Origin of the sequence: Bordetella flabilis, from assembly GCF_001676725.1 — a bacterium.
In the GTDB taxonomy this organism is placed as follows: Bacteria; Pseudomonadota; Gammaproteobacteria; order Burkholderiales; family Burkholderiaceae_B; genus Bordetella_C; species Bordetella_C flabilis.
On sequence record NZ_CP016172.1, the window covers coordinates 488,344 to 511,975 of the forward strand.

The 23,632-nt window shown below is 66.3% G+C and carries 18 protein-coding genes; 9 read left to right on the top strand and 9 right to left on the bottom strand.

Annotation, left to right across the window (positions count from 1 at the left end):
- The first annotated feature begins 9 nt into the window (after positions 1-9).
- Genes BAU07_RS02210 through BAU07_RS02220 form a run of 3 tightly spaced genes read left to right on the top strand, consistent with a single transcriptional unit; the run spans position 10 to position 5,458 of the window.
- Complete coding sequence (locus BAU07_RS02210) at positions 10-3,363, top strand: acetate--CoA ligase family protein (protein WP_066653490.1); 3,354 nt, start codon at positions 10-12, stop codon at positions 3,361-3,363.
- A 14-nt stretch (positions 3,364-3,377) separates the two neighbouring features.
- Positions 3,378-4,562: an acetyl-CoA C-acyltransferase family protein gene (locus BAU07_RS02215; RefSeq protein WP_066653492.1), complete on the top strand. Its 1,185-nt coding sequence runs from the start codon at positions 3,378-3,380 to the stop codon at positions 4,560-4,562.
- Positions 4,563-4,576: 14 nt separating this feature from the next.
- Positions 4,577-5,458: an SDR family NAD(P)-dependent oxidoreductase gene (locus tag BAU07_RS02220; protein WP_066653494.1), complete on the top strand. Its 882-nt coding sequence runs from the start codon at positions 4,577-4,579 to the stop codon at positions 5,456-5,458.
- Positions 5,459-5,491: 33 nt separating this feature from the next.
- Here the strand turns inward: BAU07_RS02220 and BAU07_RS02225 are convergent, their stop codons facing one another.
- The 3 genes from BAU07_RS02225 to BAU07_RS02235 all read right to left on the bottom strand — a co-directional run bounded on the left by BAU07_RS02225 (position 5,492) and on the right by BAU07_RS02235 (position 9,017).
- Positions 5,492-6,544 (bottom strand): alpha/beta fold hydrolase, encoded by a 1,053-nt coding sequence (locus BAU07_RS02225; RefSeq protein WP_066653501.1) that lies wholly within the window; start codon positions 6,542-6,544, stop codon positions 5,492-5,494.
- 152 nt (positions 6,545-6,696) lie between these two features.
- On the bottom strand, positions 6,697-7,947 hold the full coding sequence (locus BAU07_RS02230) for an amidase (protein ID WP_066653504.1): 1,251 nt from the start codon (positions 7,945-7,947) through the stop codon (positions 6,697-6,699).
- Positions 7,948-8,009: 62 nt separating this feature from the next.
- Positions 8,010-9,017 (bottom strand): Bug family tripartite tricarboxylate transporter substrate binding protein, encoded by a 1,008-nt coding sequence (locus BAU07_RS02235; RefSeq protein ID WP_066653507.1) that lies wholly within the window; start codon positions 9,015-9,017, stop codon positions 8,010-8,012.
- Positions 9,018-9,137: 120 nt separating this feature from the next.
- On the opposite strand from BAU07_RS02235, the gene BAU07_RS02240 reads away from it, so the two are divergent.
- Positions 9,138-10,043 carry a LysR family transcriptional regulator gene (locus BAU07_RS02240; RefSeq protein ID WP_084025131.1) on the top strand — a complete coding sequence of 302 codons (906 nt, stop codon included), beginning with the start codon at positions 9,138-9,140 and terminating at the stop codon, positions 10,041-10,043.
- Positions 10,044-10,148: 105 nt separating this feature from the next.
- On the opposite strand, the gene BAU07_RS02245 is transcribed toward BAU07_RS02240, so the two are convergent.
- Together BAU07_RS02245 and BAU07_RS02250 are read right to left on the bottom strand one after the other, a co-directional pair.
- Complete coding sequence (locus tag BAU07_RS02245; RefSeq protein WP_066653510.1) at positions 10,149-10,790, bottom strand: LysE family translocator; 642 nt, start codon at positions 10,788-10,790, stop codon at positions 10,149-10,151.
- A gap of 77 nt (positions 10,791-10,867) precedes the next feature.
- The gene (locus BAU07_RS02250; protein ID WP_066653512.1) at positions 10,868-11,680 is read right to left on the bottom strand and encodes an AraC family transcriptional regulator; all 813 of its coding nucleotides are present in this window, start codon (positions 11,678-11,680) and stop codon (positions 10,868-10,870) included.
- Positions 11,681-11,942: 262 nt separating this feature from the next.
- Between BAU07_RS02250 and BAU07_RS02255 the strand changes: the two genes are divergently transcribed.
- Positions 11,943-13,340, top strand: coding sequence for an NfeD family protein (locus BAU07_RS02255; RefSeq protein ID WP_066653514.1), 1,398 nt, complete (start codon positions 11,943-11,945; stop codon positions 13,338-13,340).
- 2 nt (positions 13,341-13,342) lie between these two features.
- The gene (locus tag BAU07_RS02260; protein WP_066664590.1) at positions 13,343-14,104 is read left to right on the top strand and encodes a slipin family protein; all 762 of its coding nucleotides are present in this window, start codon (positions 13,343-13,345) and stop codon (positions 14,102-14,104) included.
- Between the two features lie 77 nt (positions 14,105-14,181).
- Here the strand turns inward: BAU07_RS02260 and BAU07_RS02265 are convergent, their stop codons facing one another.
- From BAU07_RS02265 to BAU07_RS02280, 4 genes are all read right to left on the bottom strand, one after another.
- The gene (locus tag BAU07_RS02265) at positions 14,182-15,345 is read right to left on the bottom strand and encodes a mechanosensitive ion channel family protein (RefSeq protein WP_066653515.1); all 1,164 of its coding nucleotides are present in this window, start codon (positions 15,343-15,345) and stop codon (positions 14,182-14,184) included.
- A gap of 194 nt (positions 15,346-15,539) precedes the next feature.
- Positions 15,540-17,384, bottom strand: a complete 1,845-nt coding sequence (gene ftsH / locus BAU07_RS02270; RefSeq protein ID WP_462935895.1) for an ATP-dependent zinc metalloprotease FtsH — start codon at positions 17,382-17,384, stop codon at positions 15,540-15,542.
- An 80-nt stretch (positions 17,385-17,464) separates the two neighbouring features.
- The gene (locus BAU07_RS02275; protein WP_066653517.1) at positions 17,465-17,956 is read right to left on the bottom strand and encodes an Hsp20/alpha crystallin family protein; all 492 of its coding nucleotides are present in this window, start codon (positions 17,954-17,956) and stop codon (positions 17,465-17,467) included.
- A 243-nt stretch (positions 17,957-18,199) separates the two neighbouring features.
- Positions 18,200-20,236: a helix-turn-helix domain-containing protein gene (locus BAU07_RS02280; protein ID WP_084025134.1), complete on the bottom strand. Its 2,037-nt coding sequence runs from the start codon at positions 20,234-20,236 to the stop codon at positions 18,200-18,202.
- Between the two features lie 179 nt (positions 20,237-20,415).
- Between BAU07_RS02280 and BAU07_RS02285 the strand changes: the two genes are divergently transcribed.
- From BAU07_RS02285 to BAU07_RS02295, 3 genes are all read left to right on the top strand, one after another.
- Positions 20,416-21,213 carry an SDR family oxidoreductase gene (locus BAU07_RS02285; protein WP_066653520.1) on the top strand — a complete coding sequence of 266 codons (798 nt, stop codon included), beginning with the start codon at positions 20,416-20,418 and terminating at the stop codon, positions 21,211-21,213.
- Positions 21,214-21,326: 113 nt separating this feature from the next.
- Positions 21,327-22,574 carry a branched-chain amino acid ABC transporter substrate-binding protein gene (locus BAU07_RS02290; RefSeq protein WP_066653523.1) on the top strand — a complete coding sequence of 416 codons (1,248 nt, stop codon included), beginning with the start codon at positions 21,327-21,329 and terminating at the stop codon, positions 22,572-22,574.
- A gap of 116 nt (positions 22,575-22,690) precedes the next feature.
- Positions 22,691-23,632 carry a branched-chain amino acid ABC transporter permease gene (locus tag BAU07_RS02295; RefSeq protein ID WP_066653529.1) on the top strand — a complete coding sequence of 314 codons (942 nt, stop codon included), beginning with the start codon at positions 22,691-22,693 and terminating at the stop codon, positions 23,630-23,632.

Sequence of the window (23,632 nt, forward strand, 5' to 3'; positions counted from 1 at the left end):
CTCGCTCCCATGATTTCGCAAGACCTCGATTCCTTCCTGTCACCCCGGTCCATCGCCGTCGTGGGCGCATCGTCGAACCGCAACAAGATCGGCGCGGTCCCCGTGCGATATCTCGTTGAACACGGATATGCCGGGGAGATATATCCCATCAATGCCCGGGCGGCGGAGATCGAAGGGCGCGCCGCCTATGCGTCGCTGCGCGAGGTGGGCCGGCCCATCGACCTGGCGATCTTCGCGATACCCGCTGCCGGCGCCGACGCCGCGCTGGACGACGCGATCGCGGCCGGGGTCCGGAACATCGTCGTGTTTTCGGCCGGATATGCCGAGACGGGACCAGCGGGCGAAGCCGCCCAGCGCGCCTTCGCCGATAAGGCGCGCGCGGCCGGTATCCGGGTCCTGGGGCCAAACTGCCTGGGTTTCATGAATGTCGCCCGCTCGATATACGCGACCTTCTCCCCGGTGGTGTCGACGGGCCTGGCCAGGCCGGGGAAGGTCGGCATCGTCAGCCAGAGCGGCGCCTTCGGCGCCTATGCATACGGCATGGCGCGCGAGCGCGACGTCGGCCTTTCCATGTGGATCACGACGGGAAACGAGTCGGATATCGCCGTGGCGGACTGCATCGCCTGGATGGCCCGCGACCCGGCCACGCAGGTCATCATGGCCTACCTCGAAGGCTGCCGGGATGGCGCCGGGCTGCGCCAGGCCTTGGACCTGGCGCGCGCGGCGGGCAAGCCCGTGGTGGTGGTGAAGGTGGGCCGCACCTCCCTTGGCGCCATCACGGCCGCCTCGCATACCGCCGCATTGGCCGGTGACGACGCGGCGTTCGAGGCGCTGTTCCGGCAGCATGGGGCGTGGCGCGCGCGAACGATCGAGGAGTTCTTCGACGTGGCCCATAGCCTGGCTGTTTCCGGGCTGCCCGCCAACGACCGCGTCGGTCTGTTGACGGTCTCCGGCGGCGTCGGCGTGATGATGGCGGACGACGCGGCCGATGCGGGGCTGGACGTGCCGGAACTGCCGTCCTCCGCGCAGCAATCGATCCGCGCTCGCGTGCCGTTGGCCGCGACGCGCAACCCGGTGGACCTCACCGGCCAGGTGACCTCTGAACCCGAAGTGCTGGAAGTGGCCGCCCGGGCCATGCTTGGCGAAGCGGGCCATGGCAGCCTGCTGGTTTTCCTGGCTGCATTCGGCAGTACAGCCGCAATGCAGGACATCCAGCGCAGCCTGGGGCGGGACTTGCGGCGCGACTTCCCCGGGCGGGTGGTGATATTCAGCGCGCAGGTGCCGGCCGAACAGCATCGCGCCATCGAGGCATCGGGATGCCTGTGTTTCGCCGATCCAGCGCGCGCCATACGGGTCATGGCCGCCATGAAGTTCTTTATCGGCAGCGCCCGCGCGAGCGCGACGAATGGCAGTCCGGCAAACGCGAGCACGGCCGACAGTGTCGCCTTCCACGCCGGACCCTACAACGAGGCGGAGGCAATGGAGGTCTTGCGCGAGGCCGGCATACCGGTCCTGCCGGCAAGGCGGGCCGGGTCCCGCGACGAGGCCATCGCGGCCGCCTCGGCAATCGGATTCCCCGTTGCGATGAAGATCCTGTCGCGCGACATCACGCACAAGAGCGATGTCGGCGGCGTGGCGTTGAATATCCACGATGAGGCCGAGGCGGGCGCCGCGCACGACCGCGTCGTGTCGGCGGCGGTGGACGCCGCGCCCGATGCCCGCATCGATGGCGTATTGGTGGCGCCCATGCTGCGGGGCGGCGTGGAATGCATACTCGGGGCGCGCCGCGACCCGGTCCTGGGCGTCGTGGTCATGCTCGGCTCCGGCGGCGTGAACGTGGAACTGCTCGGGGACGTGGCGCTACGCCTGGCGCCCGTGGACCATCGGCAGGCGCGCGAGATGATCGGCGAACTGAAAACCGCGCCGCTACTGCACGGTTATCGCGGTGCTCCCATGGCGGATGTGGCCGCGCTGGCCGACGCCATCGTGCAGTTATCGCGCTTCGCCCTGTCCGCCGGCGACAGCCTGGAATCGGTCGAGCTCAATCCCTTCGTCGTGCGGGCCGAGGGGCAGGGCGCCGTCGCGCTGGACGCCGTATTGCTGACCCGCGCGCCGGCGTCCGACCCGGCCTCCGTTCGCGAGGCGGTGATCGCCACCCTGCCCCTGTTCGAGATGGCCCGCATGCGGGCCTCCAACACCGCGCGCAAGCATCCCACCCAGGGCTATGCCGGCGACAGCCCCGCATCGAGGATGCGGTGGGTGAACCAGTTCACGCACACGCGGCGGCTGCGCAGTCCGGAAGACAAGGAAGTCGTCACCCCGAACAACGACACGCTGTTCACGAACGCCTGGCTGGACCTTTCGGCGGGGCCGCTGGTGCTGGACGTGCCGGAGATGGGGCGGCGCTACTGGGTGCTGGGCTTCCTGGACGCCTGGACCAACCCATGGGCCTACGCCGGGCGACGGACCACGGGCGGCGACGCGCAGCGGCTGTTCATTCACGGCCCCGACTGGGCCGGGGAAGTTCCCGCCGACATGCACAGGATCAGCGCGCCCTGCAACGACGTATGGGTCATCGGCCGCATTCTGGTGGACGCCACCGCGGAGGATCTGGCCAAGGTCCATGCGCTGCAGGACCGCTTCGCGATCTACCGGCCCGACGGCACGCCGGCGCTGTCGCGCGTCGATACCTTGCTCGACAACCGTGACACCGGCGTCCCGCAGGCCGCGGAATACCAGCGCGTACTGCGCACGATGCTGGCGCGCAACCCACCGGCGCGGCCGCTGCCGGGATGGCCGCCGGCAGCCGAGCCCCTGCAGCAGGTATTGTCCGATGTGTACACGGAGCTGCGCGACGTCGCCCAGCCCTCGCAACTGGGCGGCGGCTGGACGACTGCGGTCAATGTGCGCACCACTTTCGGGGACGATTACCTGACGCGTGCGCGCGTGGCCCGCAACTGGATCGGCACGCTGGGTATCGAAGAGGCGATGTACATCATGGCCGAGGTGGACGCCGAGGGTGAAGCCTTGACCGGCGCCCGGCGCTATGTACTGCGCTTTGCGCCGGACAACGCATTGCAGGTCGGGGCCTTCTGGTCGATCACGCTGTACCGCCGCAGCGACTGCCTGCTGGTGGCCAATCCCATCGGACGCCACTCGATCGGCGACAGGACGCAAGGGCTGCGGCGCGATCCGGATGGCGGTCTCAGCATTTGCATCCAGGCGGATGATCCCGGCCCGGGAAGGAACTGGCTGCCCGCCCCCGCGAACGCGGGGTTCTACCTGACCTTGCGGCTGTACCAGCCGCAGCGTGCGCACCTCGAAGGCACGTTCGCCTATCCTCCGGTGCGCCGGGTAGACTGAACCGGAGAATCGTCATGGGAAAAGAAGTCTACGTTGTCTCGGCGGTGCGTACGGCGATCGGCCGCTTCGGTGGCGGCCTGAAGACCGTGCCGCCCGCCGAGCTGGCCACGACGGTGGTGCGCGAAGCGGTCCGGCGCGCCGGGGTCGTCCCGGATAGCGTGGGGCATATATCGATGGGGACCGTCATCACCACGGACCCGCGCGATATCTACATGAGCCGCATCGCCGCGCTCGATGCCGGGCTGCCGCAGGAAATCTCGGCGTTCAATGTCAACCGCCTTTGCGGTTCGGGCCTGCAGGCCATCGTGTCTTCGGCGCAGTCCATCCTCCTGGGCGACTGCGATGTAGCCGTCGGCGCCGGCTCGGAGTCCATGTCGCGCGCCGGCTACCTGGTGCAGTCGGCCCGCTGGGGCGCCCGCATGGGGGACTCGGCCATGCTGGACCTGATGCTGAATGCCCTGCATGATCCCTTCCACCAGGTCCACATGGGCATCACGGCCGAGAATGTCGCGGAGCGGTTCGGCATCACGCGCCGCATGATGGACGAGCTTGCCGTGACCAGCCACCAGCGCGCGGCGGCGGCGATCGCCGCCGGTCGGTTCAAGGATCAGATCGTGCCGGTGCCCGTCGCGACGCGGCAAGGCGTGGTCCATTTCGACACGGACGAGCACGTCAAGCCCGACACCACCCTGGAGGTCCTGGCCGCCATGAAACCCGCCTTCAAGAAGGAAGGCGGCACCGTCACGGCGGGCAATGCGTCGGGCGTCAATGACGGCGCGGCCGCCGTGGTGCTGGTCAGCGCAGAAGCGGCGAAAATACAGAACCTGAAGCCGGTCGCGCGACTGGTCGGCTATGCCTGCGCCGGCGTGGAACCCGCGATCATGGGCACGGGCCCCATCCCCGCGACGCGCAGGCTGCTCGCACGGGTGGGCCTGAAGGTGGCCGACCTCGATGTCATCGAGTCGAACGAGGCCTTCGCGGCGCAGGCGTGCGCGGTCAGCAGGGAACTGGGCTTCGATCCTGGAAGGGTCAACCCCAACGGTTCCGGCATCTCGCTGGGTCATCCCATCGGCGCGACCGGCGCCATCATCACCACCAAGGCGTTGCATGAGCTGCACCGCATCGGCGGGCGATACGCGCTGGTGACAATGTGCATAGGCGGCGGCCAGGGCATCGCGGCCATCTTCGAACGGGTTTGAACGGACGGCAAAGCATGTCCATGAGATTGAATGACAGGGTCGCCATCGTCACCGGGGCCGGCGGCGGCCTGGGGCGTACGCATGCCCTGGAGCTGGCGCGCCACGGGGCCTGCGTTGTGGTCAATGACCTGGGCGCTGGCGCGCAGGCCGTGGCCGAAGAGATACGCCAGGCGGGTGGCAAGGCCATCGCCCACGCCGGCGACGTGACGCGCCATGACGATATGCAGGCCATGGCGGACCAGGCGATGTCGGCGTTCGGCCGCATCGATATCCTGGTGAACAACGCGGGCATTCTGCGCGACCGCACTTTTGCGAAGATGGCGCTCGACGACTTCCGCCGGGTGCTGGACGTGCATGTCATGGGGTCTGTCAACGCCACCAAGGCGGTCTGGCCGCAGATGCAGTCGCAACACTATGGCCGTATCGTGATGACGACCTCTTCGTCCGGCCTGTATGGCAACTTCGGCCAGTCGAACTACGGTACCGCGAAGATGGCATTGGTCGGCCTGATGCAGACGCTCGCGCTGGAAGGCGCCAGGCACGACATACGGGTGAACTGCCTGGCGCCCAGCGCCGTCACCGCGATGACCGAGGGACTATTGCCGCCCGAGGCCACGGCGGTCCTGACGCCGGAACGCGTCAGCCCGGGCGTGATTGCCCTGGTGTGCGACGAAGCGCCGACACGCATGATCCTGCTGGCCGGTGGAGGAAGCTTCGAATGCGCCCACATCACGATGACGCAGGGCATCCATGTTGCGGATGAACCCGATTGCGTAGACGCGCTATGCCGCCGCATCGACGAAGTGCGGACGCGGGTAGGCGAGATGACGCCCGCCTCGGGATGGGACCAGCCCAGGCACGAGCTGGAAAAAGCCCAGGCGAGCCAGGGACAATGAGCGGAACCCGCTTGCACGGGTCCACGGGCCGCCTCAGAACCGGTCGGCGTCGATAACGGCCTGGGCAAAGGCCTCCGGTGCTTCCTGCGGCAGGTTGTGCCCGACGCCGCCGGTAATCAGCCGGTGTTCATACCGGGCGGAGAACCTCTTCGCGTATGCGCTGGGAGGCGGATGCGGGGCGCCATTGGCGTCGCCCTCCATGGTGATCGTCGGCACGCCGATCGACGGAAACCGTGCCAGCTTATTCTCCAGATCGTCGTAGCGAGCTTCCCCGGCGGCCAGGCCCAGCCGCCAGCGATAGTTGTGTATCGCGACGCTGACGTGGTCCGGGTTATCGAAGGCCGATGCGGACCGCTCGAAGGTGGCGTCATCGAACGCCCACTGGGGCGATGCGAGTTCCCAGATAAGCCGGGCAAAATCGCGGGTGTACTTCTGGTAGCCCGCCTGTCCGCGTTCGGTGGCGAAGTAGAACTGATACCACCACTGGAGTTCGGCCTTCGGCGGCAGCGGCGTCCTGTTCAGTTCCTGGCTACCGATCAGATAGCCGCTGACGGACACCATGGCCTTGCATCGTTCCGGCCAGAGCGCGGCCATGATATTCACGGTGCGGGCGCCCCAGTCATAACCGGCGACGATGGCCTGGTCGATCTTCAAGGCGTCCATCAAGGCAATCGCGTCGACGGCCAGCGCCGCCTGCTGACCATTGCGTGGGGTATCCGCGGACAGGAAGCGCGTCGCGCCATAGCCCCGGAGGTAGGGAACGATGACGCGGTAGCCCGCGGCTGCCAGGATGGGCGCGACGTCGACGTAGCTGTAGATATCGTAGGGCCACCCGTGCATCAAGAGGACGGGTTTGCCATCCGCCGGACCCGCTTCCGCGTAGGCGACGTCGAGCACGCCGGCCTGGATGTGCTTGAGCGGCGCGAAGGACGTATGGGCGCCGCGGGCCATGTTGGGCCTGGCCGCCGGTGCCGCGCTTGCGGGCGCGGCGACAGCGGCTCCCGCGATGCCCAGCTGGGCGGCCGCGATGCCGAGCGCAGCGACGTCGATAAAGCGTCGTCTTTGGGGATTGATCTCTGTGGACATCCGTTTCTCCTCGATCTGAACAGTGCAGGCATTTACGCAAGCCCATGTATCCGCACTGTGTTGGGAGAAGGAAGCTTCTGTAAGGCCGTGTATGCGCACGGCGAGCGGATCAACTTCGATACAAAATGCGGGGCAATCCGTGACGGCCCGCTCTACCGAAACGGCCCCGCCACGCGCAACGCATCCGCCCAGCGCAATAGGGCCCAATCCATATCGGGACGCGCCACCCACTGCACCCCCACGGGCAGCCCTTGGTCGCCAACGGCGACTGGCAGGTGCAGGCAAGGCCAGCCCAGCAGGGACCACAGACGGTTGAACACCGAGGAGCCGGTGCTCCGCAGCCCGTGCGGGGCCTCGCCGGGCGCGCTGGGCGCCACGATGAAATCGATGTCCCCGAACAAGTCTTCCCACTTGCGTGCCAAGGCCTGGCGTCGTGCCTGCATGCGCACATGGCTGCCATGGTCGATGGAAAGGCCTGCTTCAACCGCCTGCCGCAATGGCTCGCTGACCAGCTGTCCACGTGCCCGCACCACGGACATCATGCCCCGTGCGAGCTCGTAGCGCATGATGCAACCGTGCAGGGCGTTCAACTCGTCGATGTCCGCGTCCACCGAGGGGAACACGAGGGTCGCGCCTTGCGCCTGCAAGGCATGCACACATTGCGCCATCGCCGCGGATGCGCCGCCGGTCAACGCGCCCAGCGACGCGCATGGCAACACCGCGACCTTGGGCGCGCGATTGCTCAGTGCGGGCGCCGAGGGATCCGGCATCAGCACCGAGGCGACGGCCAGGGCTTGCGGGATCGTGCGTGTGTACCAGCCTATGGTATCCAGGGAGTCGCATAGCACGTGCATGCCCATGCGGTGTATGCGGCCGAAGGTGGGCTTGTAGCCGACGACACCGCAATAGGCCGCCGGACGTATCATCGAGCCGCCGGTCTGCGTGCCCAACGCCAACTCCACCATCCCCGCGGCCACCGCCGCGGCCGAGCCGCTGGACGATCCGCCGGGGGTATGCGTGGGCCGATGCGGATTGCGAGTGGGCCCGGGTGTCGTAAAGGCGAACTCGGCGGTCACGGTTTTTCCCAGCGGAATGGCGCCGGCCCCGCGCAGCTGGGCGACGCATGCGCTGTCGAAGGCCCTGGGTTCCGCATCCATGGCCAATGCGCCGCAGCGCGTCGGCATGCCGGCGACATCGATAATATCCTTGACGCCGAAGGCTACGCCCGCGAGGACGCCGGGTCGCCGCACGCTGGCCTCCGGCGCCGCCTCGGGCAACCAGGCCCAGGCCTGGATGTCGGCATCGCGTGTTGCGATTTCCCGCAGCACGTCGCCCGGGTCGCGATCGGCGAACAGCGGCGTGCGGGGAAGGGATTCCGGAGAAGAGGCTGCGGTGTGCGTCATTGCGTGGACAGGTGAACGGCACGCCGGCGTTGCGCCACTATTGCCGGCGCGCCGGCGCCGGACTATTGGAGGGTGATGTGCTTCTGCGCGATCAGGCCGCCCCACCGCCTGCTTTCGTCGGCGATGAAGGCCTTGAAGTCGGCCGGGGTGCCGCCGGCGACTTCCGCGCCCTGGGATTCCACCGTACGCTTGTAGTCCGGGTCCTGCAACACTCGGTTGATGTTGTCGTTCAACATACGGACGATGGCGTCGGGCGTGCCAGCCGGTGCGATGACGCCGAACCAGTTCGACACGACCATATCGGCCACGCCCGCTTCGCGGAAAGTCGGGACATCGGGCAACGCGGCCAGGCGCTTCTCCGAAGCAACCGCGAGCAGGCGCAGGCGTGGCGCGTCGCCCTCGGCATAGGGCATGAAAAGGCTGGCCAGTTCGATGTAGAAATCGACATTGCCCGCCATCAGGTCGTTGACCGCTGGCGCGCCGCCCCGGTACGGCACGTGGGTGGCGTTGATGCCCACACTGCTCTTGAACAACTCCGTCGTCAGATGGGACGCGCCGCCCGCGCCGGTCGAGGCATAGTTGAGCTTGTCCGGGTTGGCCCTGGCCGTCTTGATCAACTCGTCCAGGTCCTTGTAGGGAGAATTCCGGTTCACCCCCAGCACCATCGCGCCCCGCTCGATCAGTACGACTGGCTGGATATCCTTGTCCGGATCGAAACCCAGGTTGCCGGCGTAAAGCGCCTTGTTGACCGACAGCGGCGCGAAATTGCCCAGGCCGATCGTATAGCCATCGGGTTGCGCCCGCGTGATCTGAGCCGTACCGATGTTGCCGCTGGCGCCGGGCTTGTTCTCCACCACCACGGGCACTTTCAGCAGATCGCCGAGCTTTTGCGCCAGTTGGCGCGAACGCGTGTCCGAGCTGCCGCCCGCGGCGTACGGCACGATGAAGGTGATGGGCTTGTTCGGATAGGCTTGCTGGGCGCCGGCCGGGATGGATAAGACGGCCGCCAATGTGGCGAAGGCGACGGCGCAAAGCCTGGCGGGTGCGGATTTACGTCGAGATCCGTGCATGGAGTTCCCCTTGGAAGATGCGTGGCCTTGCCACGGTCATCGGATCAGTCATTCTAGGAACCGGCGAATTATGTTGTCTAATACTAAGTTGACGATCGAATTGATATTCTGGACGACCTAATGATGATCGACAACCGCTTGCTGCAGGCGTTCGCCATGGTCGCGGAGGAACTGCATTTCGGGCGAGCGGCGCAGCGACTGCATATCAGCCAGCCGCCACTCAGCCAGAGCATACGCAGGCTGGAGGAAACCCTGGGCGTCACGCTGCTTATACGCTCCACTCGTTCGGTGAGGCTGACGGCCGCCGGCGCCGAACTGTACCGGCACGTGCAGAAGCTGGCGCAGGACGCCGACGCCATGGTCCGGGCGGTCAGGCAGGCCGAGCAAGGCGAGATCGGGCAACTGATTATCGGGCTTACCCCCAGCGCCGCGTATTCGAATCTGTCGGATGTGCTCTACGCATTCCGCAAGCGCTATCCGACCGTGCAGCTGGACCTGCGCGAAATGAACTCGAACGCCATGCCGGAGGCGCTGCACCAGCGTCATCTGGACCTGGCGCTGCTGCGTCCTCCCTTCGCCGATCCGGACTTGTCACCCCAGCGGGTCTATCAGGAACCCATGCTGGTGGCCATGCGCAAAGACCATCCCCTGGCGGCTAAGCGCTGGGTATCCATGGCCACCGTGCTGGACCACGAACTGATCGGGTACTCGCGCCAGCATTCACGCTATTTCAGCCAGGTGCAGCAGTTGATGGTCGCGGCGAGCGGCAAGGCGCCTCGCATTGTGATGGAAAGCATGATCCCCACCAATCTGACGCTGGTGGAGGCAGGCTTCGGCATCGCGCTGGTTCCAGCGTCGCTTTCCCGCATGCGCACGGGCACCCTCGCCTACGTGGGGATACGCGGACCCGGCACGGTCCAGGCGGAGTTGATCGCAACGCGGCAGCCGTCCGGCGTGAACCCCGCGGTCGAACGCTTTATCGACATCATGCGGAACGCCGGGCGCGGTGGTCCTGCGCGGGCCTAGGCAATCCCCGCCCCCGGTCCGTGCGCTATGACTTCCCTTGTCCTTTTCCTTCCGGGGCTTGATGCGTCATTCCGTGGGCTTTGCCCGTGAGCGGTCTGGAGCGGCTCACGCCACCAGGGCCGCCAGCACACCCAGGGCGAGCAGCATCAGCAGGAGACCGGATGTCCGTTCCAGCCATGGCAAGACGCGCGCGAAGCGGTGCAGCACAGTCCGATTCCCTATCAGGATGGCGACAGCCACATCCCACGCCAGGACAACCGCGAACATCCACGCGCCGTAGAAGGCTTTCCAGCCGGCGCTTGCATGGGGGCCGGTCAGCATCGCCGCCAGGCTGGCGTAGAAAAGCGCGTTCTTCGGGTTCAGGATGCCGGACAAGAATCCCATGCACACGGCGCGCCGCCATGAAGCGGTGCGGCGTTCCCGCGCGGGTGGATGGCCGGGGGGCGCCGGTACCGCGTTCAGGGTATTGGCGCCGGCGTGGCGGATGAACAGGACGCCAAGATAGAGCAGGTATGCGCATCCCACGATCTGCAGCGCGATAAAGGGTGTGCTGGCGGGCCGCAGCGCCGCCGTGCCGGCGAACGCGAGGACGATGAAGGCGCCGTTGGCGGCCGCGATGCCCAGGCAAGCGCCACTGGCCACACGCCAGCCGGCCGCCAGCGATGTACGGGCAATCAGGAAGAAGTCGGGGCCGGGCGAAAGCAGGGCCAGGAAATGCGCTGCGGCGACGATCAGGAATTGCTGCATGGCGGGACACACATCGGATACCTCCCCGAAAGTGTGTCGAAACCGGCCGCGCCTGTATTGAAGAAAATTGCAGTGGGTCAGGCGCGGTAGCGGCCCGGCGTGATACCCGCATGGGCCTTGAATACACGTTGGAAGTGGGCTTGGTCGGCGAATCCCAGTCCATGGGCGACCTGCGCGATATCCTCGCCGGCCCGCAGCCGCGCCCTGGCCAGGTTGACACGCTGGTTCAATTGCCAGGCGTGCGGCGTCATGCCCGTCACGGCGCGGAAGGTCCGGATGAGCTGATAGCGGCTCATGCCGGCCAGGCGCGCCAGATCCACCAAGGCGGCGTTGGACACCGGCGTCTTCCGCAGGAAATCAAGAACCGGGCCAAGGGCCCTGGCACGGCGAGGCGAAGTGGCGCGCGTGGCGACACGCATGCCGTCCGCCTCGTCGCACGCTCCGATGAACTCGATGAGCGCGGCCTCCTTGTCCTGCGGATCCGAGCCGGAGAACAACAGCGCATTCAGGCCGCAAAAGTGCGCATAGACAGCGGGCTTGCATACGATCCGGATCGCTTCGTCCTTGCATGTCGTGCCGGGGCCGGCATATTCCTGGCGGACCGCCTGAACCCAGGCGCTGTCCAGGTGCAGCATCTGGTAGCTCCATGCGGCGTCGGGCGCCGGATTGCAGGCGTGGACGCGATGGGCCGGCACGAGCACAAGCGTGCCGGCGCGCAGCGCGACCGGGCCGTCGTCCGCTCCGGTGAAGATGCTCGTACCTCCATCCACCGCGCCGATGGAGAGGGTCGGATGGCTGTGGGGTATGTAGCAGGCGCGGCTATGGCAGGCGCGGCGGCTCTCGGCGTAGGGCAAGGCAGGATCGCGCCAGAATTCGGTGGTGGCTTCCATGGGTCGGCATCTTCGTCCGGGCATTCCGGCGCGCTCCCTTGTGAATTCCCGTATCAAGGTAAACGATCGATTATCGCCCCATCCCCATGCCAGAGGAGTATCGTGAACCATGCGCGCGCCACCGGTGCGTTCATGGATTGTCGATCCGCCCGCCTGCGGCGAGATCCCGAGCAAGGAGAGACACTTGCCCGCCACCAGTCGTTTCGTAGCGAGACCCAGGCCCGGAAGCACTGTCCCTATCCTCACGCTATGGTGTCTGTGGATGGCGCTGGCTGCCGCTGTTCTGCTGCACCAGGCGGCGTGGGCGCAAGCGCCATCCGCTTCCACCCCCACGATCGTGCTGCTGGATATCAAGGGCGCGATCGGGCCCGCGACCACGGAATACCTAGGCAAGGGCTTGGCCGCCGCCGCGGAACGAAAGGCCGCCGCCGTGGTGATTCGCATCGATACACCCGGCGGCCTGGTCTCTTCGACGCGCGACATTATCCGAGCCATGCTGGCCTCGCCAGTCCCGGTACTGGCCTACGTCGCGCCGGGTGGCGCGCAAGCCGCCAGCGCCGGCACCTACATCGTCTACGCCAGCCATCTGGCGGCGATGGCGCCTGGCACGAATATCGGCGCGGCCACCGTGGTGACCATGGGCGAACGGCGTGGCCCGGCGGAGCGCGAGCCCGCCTCGCCGGCTGACGGTAAGCCGGACAAGGCGCCAGACGAAGCGAAGCCGGACAAGGACTCCGAGACCAAGGGCGGGCCCGCCGACGCATCGATGCGCAAGGCGATCAACGACGCCGCCGCCTTCATACGCAGCCTGGCTGAGATGCACGGCCGCAACGCCCCATGGGCGGAAGATGCCGTCCGAGACGGTGTCAGCATCCCTGCCAACGAGGCGCTGGAGAAAAAGGTGGTCGAAATCCTGGCGACCGACCTGAATGGCCTGCTCGCCCAGGCCGACGGCAGGCAGGTGAACCTGAATGGCAAGCGGGTGGCTCTGGCCACGAAGGACGCCCAGGTCGTCCAGATCGAACCCGACTGGCGCACCCGATTCCTGGCCGTCATCACCAATCCGGAGATCGCCTATGTGCTGATGCTGTTGGGTGTCTACGGCATCATCTTCGAGCTGATGAGCCCGGGCGCGGTCTTTCCGGGAATCCTGGGCGCCGTCGCGCTGGTCACGGCGCTGTTCGCGTTCAATCTGCTGCCGGTCAATTACGCCGGTGTGGGACTGGTACTGCTGGGGATCGGGCTGATGGTGACCGAGGCCTTCACGCCTACGCTCGGCCTGGTCGGGATCGCCGGCGTGGCTATTTTCGCGTTCGGTTCGCTGTTCATGTTCGACAGCGGCGAAGCGCAGTTCGCGCTGTCGCTGCCCGTTGTGATCACCGCCACGATCGTCATGGGCGTAATGTTCGCGATCCTGCTGAGGGTCGCCCTGCGGGCGCATCGGCGTAAGGCAATCACCGGCGACAGCACCCTGATCGGCCGTGTCGCGCTGGTGCTGACCTGGGCGGGAACCGAGGGCCGCGTCCGGCTTGGCGACGAAAGCTGGGACGCGCACAGCGGCACGTCGTTTGCGCCCGGCGCGCGCGTAGTCATCACCGCCCGCGACGGACTGAAACTCACCGTAGAAGCTGCCGGCGCAAGCCAGGAGGACGCATTGTGATCATGACGCTTATTCCCTATATTGCTATCGCAGCGCTCGTCGTACTCCTGGTCGTATGGTCGATCAGGGTATTGCGCGAATACGAGCGGGGCGTGGTATTCACGCTCGGTCGCTACACGGGCGTAAAAGGGCCGGGGTTGATCATCCTGGTGCCGCTGGTCCAGCAGTTGGTTCGCGTGGACCTGCGCACGGTGGTGCTGGACGTTCCCAGCCAGGACATCATCTCGCATGACAACGTATCGGTGAAGGTGAACGCGGTGGTGTACTTCCGCGTGGTCGACCCGAACAAAGCCATCATCCAGGTGGAGCAGTACATGCAGGCGACCAGCCAGCTCGCGCAGACGACATTGCGTTCGGTCCTGGGCAAGCATGACCTGGACGAGATGCTGTCGGAGCGGGACAAACTGAACGCCGACCTTCAGCAGATCCTGGATCGGCAGACCGACAACTGGGGCATCAAGATCGCCAATGTCGAGATCAAGCACGTGGACATCAGCGAAAGCATGGTGCGCGCGATCGCGCGGCAGGCCGAAGCGGAGCGCAATCGCCGCGCGCGCATCATAAACGCCGAAGGCGAACAGCAGGCCGCCGAAAAGCTCGTCGATGCCGCGCGCGAGCTGGCCGTCGTCCCGGAAGCCATGCAGTTGCGCTACCTCTCGACGCTCTACGATATCGCGAACGATAGATCCTCGACCATCATATTCCCCATCCCGATCGATATGCTGAGCAGGCTGTTCGACAAGCGGGATTCGCGCCCCGAGTAAGCGCTGCGTCCCGGCTGGCGGCGTCATTGGGGCAGCGCGCCGGGGGCGCCACCAATACCCATCCCGCTGCCCCGCCGTCAAGCCGTGGGGCCGGCGCCCTCGAGGGCGGGTTCAGGCGCCGCCGCGGGAGCCGGTGCTTCGCTCTTCTGGTCCCGGCGCACGGTGGCAGGCATCGATGCCACGTGGATGGTCCGGGTCGGGAAGGCGAACTCCACGCCCAGGGCGTCCAGCTCTTCCATCAGTCGCAGGTTGATGGACTGTTGAATGTCCATGTACACGTTGTACCCTGGGTTCAGCACGATATAGACGGTCTCGAAGTCGAGCGTGCTTTCGCCAAAACCGCGAAAATGCGAACGGTCAAAGCGCGTGCAGTCCAACGACCGGACGATCTGTTCGACGATCTGCGGTATCTTGCGCGCTTGTGCGGCGGTGCAGTTGTAGGTGACGCCAAACTCGAACACGATCCGCCGCTCGGCCAGGCGCTTGTAGTTCTGGATCGTGCTGGTGAGCATCGCGGTGTTGGCCATCACGATCTGTTCGCCGCCAAGGCTGCGGATACGCGTGGTTTTGAGGCCGACATGTTCGACCGTTCCCGCGAGCGAGCCGATCACGATGAAGTCGCCTACCTCGAAAGGCTTGTCCACCGCGATCGAAAGCGATGCGAAGAGGTCGCCGAGGATGTTCTGAACGGCCAGCGCCACCGCAATGCCGCCGACGCCGAGGCTGGCAACGAAGGCGGTGATATTGACGCCAAGGTTCGACAGCATGGCCAGCAGGACGATCGCCCAAAGCAGGACCTTGGCGCCCCACATCATCAGGGATGTCAGCGCACTGAGCTGGACCCGTTCGTTGCCGCCCTTGCCTTGCATATAGTGCGTCATCACCAGCGTGATCGCGCGGCTGCCCCACAGTGCGGCTTGCAGCACAAGCACCACGAACCACAGGCTGCTCACCCGGTCGAGCCACGCGGGCGGCAGGTCGAGCAGTCCGGCCCCGATCAATACCGCCGCCAGCGCGAGCAGCGTGTTGCTCGTTCCGCCCACCACCATTCCGGCCACGCCGCCCACGACGGAAGAGGAGCGGCTTGCGACCGTGCTGAGCCTGCGATGGAGGAAGCTTACCGCGAGGCGCAGCACGATGAAGCTGATGATGGCCACGCCGATGGCGATTATCCAACTGAGCATCGGGATGCCAAGAAACCGCAGGTCGGGAAAGAAGGTGGTGACGGGTTCATTGTTCATTCGATAGGAGCCTTTGGATGAATGTGTGGCGCCGGAGCGTCGTTGGAGTACGTCGAGGAAGCGCCAATGAAAGCGCGACGAGGTGACATGATAGGTAGAACGGCCCGATGATGAAAGCGCGTTCGTGGCGACGCGCCTTGGAAGTTCCACGGGCCAGGCCCCTCATGGCCGATGCACGGCCCAGCCCGCGGCCGCTAGTCGGCAAGCGCCTCCATGGCCGCCTGGGGCCGATCCATCACGATCGCCCGCAGTTCGTCCTCGTCCAGCGTTTCCTTTTCCAGCAGCAACCGGGCGGTGCGCTCGAGCACGTCGCGGCGGTCCTCCAGCAGCTTCACGGTGCGGGCGAATGCCGTCTGGACGATATCGTGCACGGTCCGGTCGACCACCGCGGCCGTGGCCTCGGAATAGTCGCGCTCGCGTACGAAGGCACCCGGTTCCTGCCGGATCAGAAAGGAGCGGCGCTCGCGTTCGAGCGACACGTGGCCCACAGCCTCCGCCATGCCATAGCGCGTGACCATCGCGCGCGCGATATCGGTGACCTTGGCAAGGTCGTCGGCCGCGCCGGTGGATAGATGCCCGTAGACCACCCACTCCGCGGCGCGGCCGCCCAGCAGTACGGCCATCTTGTTTTCGAGTTCCTCGCGCGTCATCAGGAAGCGGTCCTCGGTCGGACGCTGGATGGTGTAGCCGAGCGCCCCGATGCCGCGCGGGATGATGGAAATCTTGTGGACGGGATCGACGCCAGGCAACGCCGTGGCCACCAGCGCGTGGCCGGTCTCGTGGTAGGCCACGATCTCGCGTTCCTTCGGGTTCAGCAGCCGGTTGCGTTTCTCCAGTCCGGCGACGATGCGCTCGATGGCGTTATTGAAGTCCTCCATCGCCACCGCGTCGGCACGGCGGCGAGTAGCGAGCAGCGCCGCCTCGTTGACGAGGTTGGCGAGATCGGCGCCGGTGAACCCGGGTGTCAACGCGGCGATGCTTTGCGCATCCACATCGGAGGCGAGCCGCACCTTCTTCAGATGCACCTTCAGGATCTGTACGCGTCCCTGCTTGTCGGGCCGGTCGACCAGCACCTGCCGGTCGAAGCGGCCGGCGCGCAGCAGCGCCGGGTCCAGGATTTCCGGCCGGTTGGTGGCGGCAAGCAGCACCAGGCCGGTCGACGCGTCGAAGCCGTCCAGTTCGACCAGCAGCTGGTTGAGCGTCTGTTCCTTCTCGTCGTGGCCGCCCGACATCGGCCCGATGCCGCGCGCCCGTCCCAGCGCATCCAGTTCGTCGATGAAAATGATGGCGGGGGCCTTCGAGCGTGCCTGCTCGAACAGGTCGCGCACGCGCGCCGCCCCGACGCCGACGAACATCTCCACGAATTCGGATCCCGAGATGGAGAAGAACGGCACCCGCGCCTCTCCGGCCACCGCGCGCGCCAACAGGGTCTTGCCGGTGCCGGGCGGCCCCACAAGCAGTACGCCCTTGGGCATGCGGCCGCCCAGGCGGCCGTAGGCTTTTGGGTCCTTCAGGAAATCGATGATTTCCTTGAGTTCGTCCTTGGCTTCGTCAACGCCGGCCACGTCGTCGAAGGTAACCCGGGTATCCGCCTCCACGTAGATCTTGGCCTTGCTTTTGCCTATCTGCATCAGCCCGCCGCCGAGGCCGCCGCCCATGCGGCGCAGGATGAAGATCCATACCGCCGCGAACAACAGTACCGGCAGCACCCACGACAGCAGGTCGCGCAGGAAGGTGTTCTCGATCTGTCCGGTCACGACGGCGCCGTGCTGCCGCAACTGCTGCGCGATGTCGGGCTCCACGCGAGCGGTGATGAAGTGGGTGCGCCCCTCCTGCGGGGCGGTGAAGCGGCCCTGGATGTATTGCTCGGAAACCGCCGCCTCCGCGATCTGCCCCGCGTCGAGATAGGTTTCGAACTGGCTGTAGGGAATCTGCGCGACCTGCTGCGTGGCGGTGTACAGCGACTGGAACCACAGCAGGGCGACGATGGCGAGAAGCCAATAGCCGAGATGGAACTGCGTCTGCCGATTGATTTTCATATCGGTGTCCCTGGACGGCGGGCGCGCGGCCCATGCCGGGCCGCGCGCCGGGCGGGGCATTGCCCCGGCTACTCGCGGTGTCAGCTACTGATGGCGATGCGCCGGGCCCGCGATTGGGCGCGCTCGCTCTTGGGCAGTGTAATGGTCAGGACGCCGCTCTTGAAGTTCGCGACGATTTTGTCTTCGTCGATCTCGTAACCGAGCGGAATGACGCGTTCGAAGCGGCCATAGAAACGCTCCGAGAATCGGCGTGCGTTGTCCTGGGACTCGGCGCGCTTCTCCCCGCGCAGCGTCAGCGCGCCGTCCTCGAGCAGGACCTCCACATCCTGCTCTTCCATGCCCGGCAGTTCCGCCGTGACGCGCAGGGCCCTGTCCTCGTCGGCCACTTCGATGTTGGGCCAGCCGGCCGACGCGCGCCTGACGCGGGGGTCCACGCCGAAGTTGCGGAAAACGTCGTCGAACAGCCGGTTCATTTCCCGGTGCAGGGACAGGAACGGGTCTTCCCCGTTATCGCGGTTATTGGCAGCGGCCAGGGAATTGCGGCCCCGGGGGATCAGATCACGTACGCTCATCATCTTCTCCTGTTGAAGTGGCGAGGCATCCGCCGGCGGCACCGGTGGCGCCCGCCGTTGACCAGAGCCTGGGACGGCCTCGCGGCCGGCCAGTACCGCGAATGTTGGGTATGGCGGTGGAAGTTTCAAGGGCATCCGTCATTCGTCCATCCCGCTTCGGATGAGCGCATGGCCCGCCGCTCGGGCATGGTGGCGCCAGGACTATCGATCAGGGCGGGACTTTCCCATCGAGATGCTCATCCGCTACCTGGCATCCAGGGCGGAGCGGCCGTCGGCGGCGCCGATGCTCCACAGGCGCAACGCGACGTGGATCTCCAGGGCACGTGTCGCCTCTTCCCACTGGCCGATGAGTCCTTCAATGGTCGCCAGCCTTTGCCGCACGGTATTGACGTGGATCGCCAGGTGCGCCGCGGTGGTCTTGGCGTTCTGGTGATTGTCCAGATAAACGAGCAAGGTCGCGGCCAACTGTGAGCCACGCCGGCGATCGTGGTCGACGACGGCGCCGATCGTCGATTCCAGGAAGGTGTGCAGGCTTCCGGGGTCCTGCGTTTCGAACAGCACGGAATAAAGCGCCAGTTCGTTCTGGGCGAGAATCCGCCCTCGGATGCCCAGCCGAGCCAACACGGAAAGGGCGCGCCGCAGCGAGGCATAGAGCACAGGCATTTCCGCCGCGCCTTGCGCGGCACGTGACACAACCCCGCGGTACGCCGGCCCGATCTCGCGGCGAGCGAAGTCGCCGAAGGCTTGCGCCAATTCCCGTGCGCGGCTCGCCTGGCAGACAAAGGCGAGTACGCCGTCGACTTCGTCCAGTACCGCGGCCTGCGGTGCCAGGCCGCCGCGCAGGCGCCGAGCGGTTGCGCCGGGCTCTCCCTGTTCCAGTTCGACCAGCATCAGCGTCATCGGCTGCGAGAGATCCAGGCCGAAGCGATCGGCGCGGTCGCGCGTCAACGCCGGCTCGCCCTGCCGGGGCGAGATCAGCGACTGCAACAACGCCGACACGTCGCGGCTCTTGCTGGCCTCGATGCGCTCCTGGGAGAGAAGCACAACGCCAATGACGCTCGAGCTTCTTTCGAAGGTCCGCACCGAAATATCCCGCATGTCTTCTCGCCGGAACAGCAGGACCGCGCCGAGCATGCCGTCGCCGCCGATCACCGCGTTCGCGCGGCAAATCTCGCCGCCCGAGTCGTAGGCCAGCATCGAACGGCCGGCTTGTCGGCTATCCCTGAGCGCTTGCGTCAATGCGGCGCTATGGGGCCCGTACGGTTCGTACGCATGCGCCGCCGTGCCGGTATAGCCAGGGGCGGACGCACGTGCGATTACCTGATGGGCTTCGTCCAGGACGAGGATACTGCCCTGGAGCAGTTGCGCGATCGACTGGCAAAGCTCGCCCAGGGACGCGCCCTTGGCGAGCAGAGAGGTCAATCGCTCGTGGGCCTCGACGGCATCCTGGACGTCGCGGGCATGCTGTTCCAGTTCGACGCGCGCCCGTTCCGCCTTCTCCAGCGCCGACTGCGCATCGGCAAAGGCCTGCGCGTTGTTGATCGCCACCGCGGCATGGGTTGCCAGTGTGCACAGGATCGACACGTTCAGCGCGGTGTGGGTGCGGTGATAGCGATCCGCCACGAATAGCAGGCCGATGACCTGCTCGTCCCAGATCAAGGGGGCCCCCACCAACGCCATGACGCCTTCGTCGCGAAAGATGTCGTCCAGCGCGGAATCGTGGACGAAGCGGTTGTCGTGCAGGTAATCCGGCGTGGCGAAGGGCAGGCGTGTGGACATCACGACGCCCGCGACGCCGCGCTTGCGCTTGGCCGTCATCTGCCCCGTGCGCTGGGCGATCGCGCCGTCGGCGACAACGACCTTGAATTCGCCGATGTCGGCGTCGTAGATGGTCAGCCAGCACAGATGCGCGCGCAGAAGATCACGGGCGCGGGTGACGATGGCCTTCAGAAGCTCCGACAGATCCAGGCGGCCGGCCAGATCCTGGGCCGATTCGATGACGGCCAGCATGCCGCGTTCGCGCTGCTCATGCTGCTCGATGCGGTGGCGCAGCGCCATGGCCATGCGGGCGAGTTCGATCAGGCTGTTCTTCTGCGCCAGGCCGTCGGGCAATGCCTCCAGCGTTGACAGCCTCGCGGCGAAGCTTTCCGTGGGTTCGTTGCCGTTCAGCAGGGCGATCAGGTCGGCGGCCACGGCCTCCACGCCGGGCGTGGCAGGATGGGAGTTGCGCGCGCCTGCACGTGTGCCTGCGCCGGTGCCTGCGGGTTGCTTGCGGTCCATGGGTCGCCTGGGGGGTGGAAGCGGGGCAGTGGCGGGCGGCTTGGGGGAGCGCGCCCGCCAGCCGACCGCCAGTGTGCGAACATCATATCAACACCCCCAGTCCAATGTGTGATTGGAACATAGTGTTGTGCCGCCATCTCCTGGACACTGGCGGTCTGGGACAAAGAGGAGACAAACCGGTGCACACAAGCATCATCGATACGCTGCGCCCGACGCCGGGGCTGCGCGTCCTGGTCACCGCGGGCGCGGGAGGCATCGGCGCCGCCGTGGCCCGTGCCTTTCGGGAGGCAGGCGCCCGCGTGCATGTCTGCGATATCGACCGCGCCGCGCTGGACAGGCTGACCGCCGAAGCACCCGATATCACGACGAGCATGGCGGACGCTTCGGTGGCCAAGGACGTTGACACGGTCTTCGATGACGTGAGCAATACGCTGGGCGGCCTGGACGTGCTGGTCAACAACGTCGGCATCGCCGGCCCCACCGGGCCCGTGGAGCAACTGCGCCCCAGCGACTGGGAGCGCACGGTGGACGTCAACCTGAACAGTCACTTCTACTTCGCGCGCCGGGCAGTTCCGCTGCTCAAGGCGTCCGCCAGCAATCCGTGCCTGATCGCCATGAGTTCGGTGGCGGGTCGCCTGGGCTACGCCCTGCGTACCCCCTATGCGTCCACCAAGTGGGCCATCGTCGGCATGATGAAATCCCTGGCGATCGAGCTGGGGCCCCAGGGTGTGCGCGTCAATGCGATCCTGCCCGGCACCGTGGAGGGCGAACGCATGAATGGCGTGATCGGCGCGCGCGCCGCGGCATCGGGCGTGTCCGCGGAGGCAATGCGCGACACCTATCTGGGGAAAATCTCGTTGCGCCGGATGGTGACGACGGACGACATCGCGGCCATGGCCTTGTTTCTCTGTTCTCCCGCCGCGCGGAATATCACCGGCCAGGCGATCAGCGTGGACGGGAACATGGAGTATCTCTGAAGCGCCAGGGCTGACAGCCGCCGCGATCGCGCCGGTGCAGGCCCGATACAACGAAGGGTGAGGCAAGCGGATTCGAGCCAAGCCCGTTTCTACTCAAAAACAAGGAGACAGATATGAACAAGCTCGACCTTTCCGCCGCCGCCGTCGTCGTGGCGCTCGGCACCTGCTGGGCGATCCCGGCAGCCGCCGCGCCAGTCAAGATCGGCCTGGTGGAGACCCTTTCCGGTCCGCAGGCGTCGACCGGATTGTCCTATCGAGCGGCGGTGCGCTACGCCATCGACCAGATCAACGCAGCCGGCGGATGGAACGGCGAACCCGTGCAACTGGTGGAGTACGACAATCAGGGCGGACCGGCCGGGGCGGCGGACAAGCTCAAGGCCGCCGCGGCGGACGGCGTGCAGATCGTCGTGCAGGGCGCGTCGTCGGCCATCGGCGGACAAATCACCGAAGACGTGCGCAAGCACAACCTGCGCAACCCCGGCAAGGAGATGGTGTACATCAACGTGGGCGCCGAAGCCCTGGAGCTGACGGGCGAGAAGTGCAACTTCTACCATTTCCGTTTCGCCGGCAATGCCCAGGTCCGGGTCAAGGCGCTGGTAGAGGGCATGAAGAAGGCCAACGCGCTGGGTACCAAGGTGTACGCCATCAACCAGAACTATTCCTGGGGCCAGGATATGCAGCAGGCCATTCTGGATAACGCGAAGGCCGGCGGCTACACGGTGGTCGACAAGACGCTGCACGACGTGAACAAGATCCAGGACTTCGCGCCTTATGTGGCGAAGATCGCCGCCTCGGGGGCCGACACCGTCCTCACCGGGAACTGGTCCAACGACCTGCTGCTCCTGATGAAGGCATCGAAGGCGGCCGGGCTGAAGGCGCGCTATGGCACCGTGTACCTGGACCAGCCTGGCAACCTCGCCAATGCGGGCGACCTGGCCGCCGGCAATTTCGTGGTGCACACCTTCAACGCGGAGGCCGGCGGCGCCGACGCGCAGCAGTTCGTGGAGGACTACAAGGCCAAGACCGGCCACATCCCCGTCTTTGTGGAACCGCAAACCGTCTACGGCATGAAGATGGTGGGAGAGGCGCTCAAGCGCACCCCCGCGCAGAACGGCACGCTGAACGTGAACGAGTTCGCCAAGGCGCTCGAGAACGCGCGCATCCCCACGCCCATGGGCGAAATGAGCATGCGCGCGGCGGACCATCAGGCGCAACTGCCGCTGGTGGTGTCCACCGTCACGGCCGATGCCAAGTACAAGGTGGACGGAACCGAGCTGGGATTCAAGCCGGTGATGCTGCTATCCGCCCAGGAAAGCTCCACGCCCGCGCCATCGACGTGCAAGATGAAACGGCCCGGCTGAGTTCCCGGCCGTATCGCGTGCGGCCGCCGCGCGGCGGCCGCGCATTGGACGCGTAACCCGAATCCGGCTGCCCGGCGCCCCCGCGCGCGCCGCCGCCCGGACTGCCTCCGGACGCCATGGAACAAATCCTTTTCTCTCTGCTGAACGGCGTTATCTACGGACTCTTGCTGTTCATGGTCTCGGCCGGCCTGACGCTGATCTTCGGCATGATGGGGGTGCTGAACTTCGCGCATGCCTCGTTCTACATGCTGGGCGCCTACTTCGCCTATGCGCTGCAGGGCGCGATCGGATTCTGGCCCGCCGTCATCGCCTCGCCCCTGTTGGTGGGCCTGGTTGGCGTAGTGGTGGAGCGCTATTTCCTGCGACGCGTCCATCGTTACGGGCACGCTCACGAGCTGCTGCTGACCTTCGGCTTGTCCTTCATCATCGCCGAGTCCATCAAGCTGTTCTTCGGGAACTATCCGGTGGACTACCGTGTGCCGCCATTCCTGGATTTCTCCGCCTTCAGCATCGGCGGAACGCAGTATCCGGTCTACCGGCTGCTGATGGGCGGCATCGCCATTGTGATGTTCGTCGTGATCTACCTGGTGCTGACGCGCACGCGCATCGGCATCGTGGTGAGGTCGGCGATCTACAAGCCGCGCATGGCGGAGGCCCTGGGGCACAACGTGCCTTTGGTGTTCATGGGTGTATTCGGGGCGGGCGCGGCGCTCGCCGGCCTGGCCGGAGCGGTCGCGGGCGCGTTCTACACGACCAATCCCAACATGGCGCTGGAACTGGGCGTGATCGTGTTCGTGGTGGTGGTGGTCGGCGGGCTTGGTTCCCTGGCCGGCGCGATGCTGGCATCGCTGTTGATCGGCATCATCACCTCGCTGGCCGTCTCGGTGGACGGCAGCCTGGCCGACCTTTTTGCCTTGGTGGGCCTGGGCGACTGGGCGAGCGGCGTGGGCGGCCTGATGTCCATCAGCCTGTCCAGCCTGGCCGCCACGCTGCCCTTCGCACTGATGCTGCTGATCCTGCTGGTCAGGCCGGGCGGCATCATGGGCGATAAGGAATGA

Excerpts from the sequence above, each read along its gene's own strand:
- BAU07_RS02210 (WP_066653490.1), top strand. The coding sequence starts at position 10 with ATGATTTCGCAAGACCTCGATTCCTTCCTGTCACCCCGGTCCATCGCC.
- BAU07_RS02215 (WP_066653492.1), top strand. The coding sequence starts at position 3,378 with ATGGGAAAAGAAGTCTACGTTGTCTCGGCGGTGCGTACGGCGATCGGC.
- BAU07_RS02220 (WP_066653494.1), top strand. The coding sequence starts at position 4,577 with ATGTCCATGAGATTGAATGACAGGGTCGCCATCGTCACCGGGGCCGGC.
- BAU07_RS02225 (WP_066653501.1), bottom strand. The coding sequence starts at position 6,544 with ATGTCCACAGAGATCAATCCCCAAAGACGACGCTTTATCGACGTCGCT.
- BAU07_RS02230 (WP_066653504.1), bottom strand. The coding sequence starts at position 7,947 with ATGACGCACACCGCAGCCTCTTCTCCGGAATCCCTTCCCCGCACGCCG.
- BAU07_RS02235 (WP_066653507.1), bottom strand. The coding sequence starts at position 9,017 with ATGCACGGATCTCGACGTAAATCCGCACCCGCCAGGCTTTGCGCCGTC.
- BAU07_RS02240 (WP_084025131.1), top strand. The coding sequence starts at position 9,138 with ATGATGATCGACAACCGCTTGCTGCAGGCGTTCGCCATGGTCGCGGAG.
- BAU07_RS02245 (WP_066653510.1), bottom strand. The coding sequence starts at position 10,790 with ATGCAGCAATTCCTGATCGTCGCCGCAGCGCATTTCCTGGCCCTGCTT.
- BAU07_RS02250 (WP_066653512.1), bottom strand. The coding sequence starts at position 11,680 with ATGGAAGCCACCACCGAATTCTGGCGCGATCCTGCCTTGCCCTACGCC.
- BAU07_RS02255 (WP_066653514.1), top strand. The coding sequence starts at position 11,943 with ATGGCGCTGGCTGCCGCTGTTCTGCTGCACCAGGCGGCGTGGGCGCAA.
- BAU07_RS02260 (WP_066664590.1), top strand. The coding sequence starts at position 13,343 with ATGACGCTTATTCCCTATATTGCTATCGCAGCGCTCGTCGTACTCCTG.
- BAU07_RS02265 (WP_066653515.1), bottom strand. The coding sequence starts at position 15,345 with ATGAACAATGAACCCGTCACCACCTTCTTTCCCGACCTGCGGTTTCTT.
- ftsH (WP_462935895.1), bottom strand. The coding sequence starts at position 17,384 with ATGAAAATCAATCGGCAGACGCAGTTCCATCTCGGCTATTGGCTTCTC.
- BAU07_RS02275 (WP_066653517.1), bottom strand. The coding sequence starts at position 17,956 with ATGAGCGTACGTGATCTGATCCCCCGGGGCCGCAATTCCCTGGCCGCT.
- BAU07_RS02280 (WP_084025134.1), bottom strand. The coding sequence starts at position 20,236 with ATGGACCGCAAGCAACCCGCAGGCACCGGCGCAGGCACACGTGCAGGC.
- BAU07_RS02290 (WP_066653523.1), top strand. The coding sequence starts at position 21,327 with ATGAACAAGCTCGACCTTTCCGCCGCCGCCGTCGTCGTGGCGCTCGGC.
- BAU07_RS02295 (WP_066653529.1), top strand. The coding sequence starts at position 22,691 with ATGGAACAAATCCTTTTCTCTCTGCTGAACGGCGTTATCTACGGACTC.